Genomic DNA, 4,918 nt, shown 5'->3' on the forward strand with positions numbered 1-4,918 from the left:
TAATCTCTTAATGATCGTCTTCATGCTTCGTCAGCATCAAGCTAGGTCGGCTATATTACGCTTTCTAAAATGAAAGTCAACATGTAATGTAAATTATTTTTAAACTTTCTTTCTAAAACTCAACTTAACCATTTTATGCTAAGTTACTGTTTTATCAGAAGTTTTAATTAACATCACCGCCGATGGATGTGCATTCTACAGCATTTCAGAGGGCTTGCAATACCTTTTTCAAAACTCTTGAATCGGGTGTTTATTTTCTAATCCAAAAAATTTATAAATTACTGTTTTATTTATAAAAATTATTTTAAGAAAAATATTCATTATTTTATTTAGAAATACACATTTGGAATAAGCTATTGAATTTAATTATTTTTATCTCATTAAAAACAAGAAAAGCAGAGCCTAAGCCCTGCTTTTCGTTTTCAATTTAGTCAAATCAGAATTTCATACTGACACGCGCCCAGTAATTTCGTCCGATATTGTTAAATTGTTCTGTCGCTGCTAATCCAACTCCAGCATTGCCCATTTTATTTAAATGTTCGGTGTAGGTTCGATCCAGCACGTTATCAATACCTACGGATAAATCCACACTGTCATTGACATGATAAGTACCGTTTAAAGCCAGCGTACCAAAACCGGCACTCTTCTTATTGTCATAGCCAACAATATTGCCTTCACGTTCACTAATACGGCTTTGACCATCTACAATGCGCCAATACGCACCCAAGGTATAACGGTCTTGGACATAACGCAGGTTGATGCGTCCTTCCAAAGGTGAAATCTGTGGCAACGGCGTATTATCCGTAGTATTTTCACCCCATGCATACATTGCACTGACGTCCGCCTGAATTGCATCAGTAAACTGATAACCAATACCGGCTTCTGCACCAGCAATGGTTGCATCCACATTACGGGTATGTGCCTCTAGCATTCCCATATCACCTGTTGGCAAATAAGTGGTGAGGATGTAATCCTGAATGAGTCCTGCATAAGCGGATGCCCAGGAGTTGAATTTTCCATGTGCATGCTGATAACCAAGATCAAGCTGTAATGTCTTTTCGGTATCAATATTTTTAAAGGTATTTGGCTGCCCATTACCTGATTTTGGGCTGAACAATTCCCAATAATCCGGCATACGTTCCACATACCCTAATCCGATATAGGTCTTACCATCATCATGTTCTGGATGATGGTTTTCAAAACGGAAGAACACACTTGGCAGTGTTTCTTTACGTTCCTGATTTGACTGAACAGCGTCAACTTTAACCTGATCCAAACGCAAGCCCGACACCAGTTTATTGTTGTCACTGACTTGATAACTCAATTCACCAAAACCACCAATTGACTGGAATTCCATATCTTTAGTCCGTGGTTGATTTTGATAAGGCATCATTGGACTGCCATTCCGTTTAGAGTGCTCGTTATTCTGGGTATCGACACCGGTAATCAGCTGTAACTTATCCCATTCATTGGTTATAGCCACACGTGCATTTAAGGTTTTACGACTAACATTGGTTGCCATTTCCATCATTGGCGCTGGTCGTAAACTATAGTTATCCATGACATGGTCGTTATAGTTATAGTTCACTTGCGCTTCAATTTTCTTAATCGCATCAGTGACATTTTTCTTTTCGACACGCAGACCTAGGCTTTCACGGGCAAACTTGGAACCATCCATCATCCGGCCTGCATAAACTGCCTCTCCATCTGCCTTGCCACCGGTCAGTTCCACCCAGGTATCTACATCCGGCGTCCAGCCTAGTGCAAGATCTGCATTCCAGCGCTCCCAATCCGATGGCACAGTTCTGCCATCACCATCCTGATAACTGTCCGATACAGAACGATTGGTGTTGAGACGGATATATTTGTTTTCATCACCAACTGCAGCTTCAATATTTTGATCCAGACGACCATAGGAACCCATCAGCACACTGGCCTGACCACGGTATTTTTTATCCTGATCAAACTGTTCTGGGCTACGCTCAAAAATTACCGTCGCAGCTGAACCGGTATTGGCGTACTGAACCGTTTGCGGACCTTTAATCACTGAAATACGATCATAGCTTTCTGGCGAAATATAAGAGGTAGGAGAATCCATCCGGCTTGGACAGGCACCGAGGTTTTCTGTGCCATCGGTCAGGATTTTAATGCGTGAACCAAACATGCCACGGAAGGTCACATCGCCATTGGTACCTGCACCGCTATTAACCGAACTAAAGCCAACAATGCTTTGCAAATAATCGGCACCATCGGTTGCCGGTACAGGCTGAATTGGCTGTTTTGGATCGGCACGAACAATCAGGCCATTGGCATCATTACCGGCAGCCGAAGTCACCACAATCGGTGCCATCGTCTGCACAGGGATATGTTCATTTGCCATCACTGCTGATGAATAACTGGCAACACAAACCGCAGCCGCAAGTGGCTGTAGAAAAAATTGAGGCTGAGCCATTTTCTATCTCACTGAATACATAAATTGAACACGGCCTAAGTCATTCAAGACCCAAGCAAAAACAACGTGGATTTATGCAAACAGTGGTGGTGCCCTACCCTGCGGCAGCAGGAACAGTTGCTGCAGTACAAACCAGACATGACTATAGGCACGTTTAAAGGCAATCAGTCGAACCTGAATCCGATCCAGAACTTCTTTGACGTCCAGTTCAGGTGGCAAAACCAGATTGCCATAGACGGTACAGTATTGACACTGATGACTGGCATCGTGTTCATGTTCAGCGGGGTCTGAGGACATGACATGCTGGGGTTCAGCGCTATGGCGGGAATGATGTTCGGAATGAACAGAAGATTTTAATAAAAGTGCACGCGTGATGGTCTCACAGACCGGAGCAATCTGGTATTGCTTCGGCAGCAACGGCTGTAAAAATACAGCGATCTGCAAGAACACGGCTGCAAAGGAAAGCAGCAGCCCACTACGTATCACCATAGGAGAAAGGCAAATAAAAATTTGTCACTGCCGAGTATAACAAAGCCCAGTCGAAACTGGGCTTACAAAATGCATCAAGGCGACGAATTTCTTAGCGTTTTACCGCAACTTTGGCTTTCTCGCGTTGGCGTTGTGCTTTTTCAATTTTTTCACGGGCACGTTGGCGTTTTAGTGGCGACAAATAATCCACGAAAAGTTTACCATTCAGGTGGTCCATTTCATGCTGGATACATACTGCCAGCAGGCCATCGGCCTCAATCTCAAATGCTTGACCTTCAAGATTAATTGCTTGAATTTTTACACGTGACGGACGCTCAACTTTATCGTATATTTGAGGAACTGATAGACAGCCTTCTTCGTATGGCTGTGTTTCTTCAGTCAATGGTGTAATTTTGGGGTTAATGAACACCATGGGTTGATCTTTATTTTCAGATAAGTCCATGACAATCAGCTGAATATGACGATCGACTTGTGTCGCGGCTAAACCAATGCCTGGCGCTTCATACATGGTTTCAAACATATCTGCAGCGAGCTGACGAATTTCATCAGTAACTTCTTCGACTGGTTGTGCAATGGTACGAAGACGGGGATCAGGGAAACTTAAAATAGGTAATAAGGCCATACTGCGTCCTCAATTATGCCATTGATCAAAAAACCAAATGAAGGGAATGCTTCATTAAAAAATTGTGTGTAAGATCGTTATTATAACGCAACTTACATACATAATTTTAGGAATTATGATAATGAAAAAGGTTTTGAAGGGCATGCCATCTTTTAGTGCCTTGGGGTTTAAAAATCAGATGCTCGCACTCGCCGTGTGTGTGGGTGTCAGTATGGGGACTATTTCAACCGCAGACGCAGCAATCGCGCGTAATGTGAACCCACCGAGCCTAAAGGCTTCTGCACCGAACGTGTATGTGGTGAAAAAAGGTGACACATTATGGGATATTTCCAAACGTTTCCTAAAGAATCCAGTGCGCTGGCCAGAAATCTGGGCAGGCAATAAACATGTGAAAAATCCACACTGGATTTTCCCGGGTGACCGCCTGTTGATGTGTGACTATCAGGGCCGTCCAATCATTGGCAAAGATGAAGGTGATGGCTGTACCGGTATCATCAACCGCTACCTCGGCACAGACAAGTTACAGCCACAAGTACGTGTTGAGTCTCTGAACAATACTATTCCTTTGATTCCTTTAGCGCATATCCAGCAATGGCTGGAACGCTATACTGTTCTGCCTGCAGATTCTGTTGAAGGCACACCTTATATCCTCGGTACAGCCGATCAGCGCGTACTGGCAGGTAAAGGCCAGAAAGTGTATGCACGTGGTAATGGCCTGCAAGTGGGTCAACGCTATGCGGTTTACCGTGAAGCTGAGCCATATGTCTTCACCGATGCCAACGGTAAGAAATACACCGCTGCACTTGAACTACAACAAGTCGCTTCCGGTATTGCAGTACGTGGTGAAGGCGATGTCACTACCCTGGAATTAACCGACAGCTACAATGCCGAAGTGCGTCGTGGTGACCGTGTTCTACCAGAATACGATCCAATGCTGCCTACCCTGTTCTATCCGGTGAATGCAGAAAACGTGACTAACGGTGGTCAGATCGTCCGTGTCCTTGGTTCGATTGGTACCGCAGCGCGTCATAGTGTCGTAACGATTGACCGCGGTACAGCACACGGCGTGCAGTCTGGTCATGTGTTCAGTGTAAACCAGCAAGGTGAAATCGTGACTGATCCGAAAACCAAAGAGCGCGTGCAGCTTCCAGGTGAGCGTATTGGTAACGTGATGGTCTTCAAAACCTTTGACCAGCTGAGCTACGCCTACGTCTTGGATAGCGAACTGCCAATCAAGGTTGGTGCAAGCATTCAGCCACCACTGCTGGATGAATAATCTGTAAGTAATTCCGGATGATGCTGTTCGCAGCATCATCTCCCATTTCAAAATTTAGAATAAACGCCAATCTCAACTT

General features: G+C 44.2%; 4 protein-coding genes. 1 reads left to right on the forward strand and 3 read right to left on the reverse strand.

Annotated elements, in window-relative coordinates:
• Nucleotides 1–436 precede the first annotated feature (436 nt).
• The 3 genes from GW12_RS01595 to def all read right to left on the reverse strand — a co-directional run bounded on the left by GW12_RS01595 (nt 437) and on the right by def (nt 3,563).
• Nucleotides 437–2,452 (reverse strand): TonB-dependent copper receptor, encoded by a 2,016-nt coding sequence (locus tag GW12_RS01595; protein ID WP_034582546.1) that lies wholly within the window; start codon nt 2,450–2,452, stop codon nt 437–439.
• Between the two features lie 72 nt (nt 2,453–2,524).
• Nucleotides 2,525–2,941 carry a DUF2946 family protein gene (locus GW12_RS01600; RefSeq protein WP_034582548.1) on the reverse strand — a complete coding sequence of 139 codons (417 nt, stop codon included), beginning with the start codon at nt 2,939–2,941 and terminating at the stop codon, nt 2,525–2,527.
• Between the two features lie 91 nt (nt 2,942–3,032).
• The gene (gene def / locus GW12_RS01605; protein WP_034582549.1) at nt 3,033–3,563 is read right to left on the reverse strand and encodes a peptide deformylase; all 531 of its coding nucleotides are present in this window, start codon (nt 3,561–3,563) and stop codon (nt 3,033–3,035) included.
• Nucleotides 3,564–3,684: 121 nt separating this feature from the next.
• Between def and GW12_RS01610 the strand changes: the two genes are divergently transcribed.
• On the forward strand, nt 3,685–4,839 hold the full coding sequence (locus tag GW12_RS01610) for a LysM peptidoglycan-binding domain-containing protein (RefSeq protein WP_034582552.1): 1,155 nt from the start codon (nt 3,685–3,687) through the stop codon (nt 4,837–4,839).
• Nucleotides 4,840–4,918: the final 79 nt, after the last annotated feature.

Source organism: Acinetobacter sp. HR7, from assembly GCF_000773685.1.
Lineage (GTDB): Bacteria > Pseudomonadota > Gammaproteobacteria > Pseudomonadales > Moraxellaceae > Acinetobacter > Acinetobacter thermotolerans.

Excerpts from the sequence above, each read along its gene's own strand:
- GW12_RS01610 (WP_034582552.1), top strand. The coding sequence starts at position 3,685 with ATGAAAAAGGTTTTGAAGGGCATGCCATCTTTTAGTGCCTTGGGGTTT.
- GW12_RS01600 (WP_034582548.1), bottom strand. The coding sequence starts at position 2,941 with ATGGTGATACGTAGTGGGCTGCTGCTTTCCTTTGCAGCCGTGTTCTTG.
- GW12_RS01595 (WP_034582546.1), bottom strand. The coding sequence starts at position 2,452 with ATGGCTCAGCCTCAATTTTTTCTACAGCCACTTGCGGCTGCGGTTTGT.
- def (WP_034582549.1), bottom strand. The coding sequence starts at position 3,563 with ATGGCCTTATTACCTATTTTAAGTTTCCCTGATCCCCGTCTTCGTACC.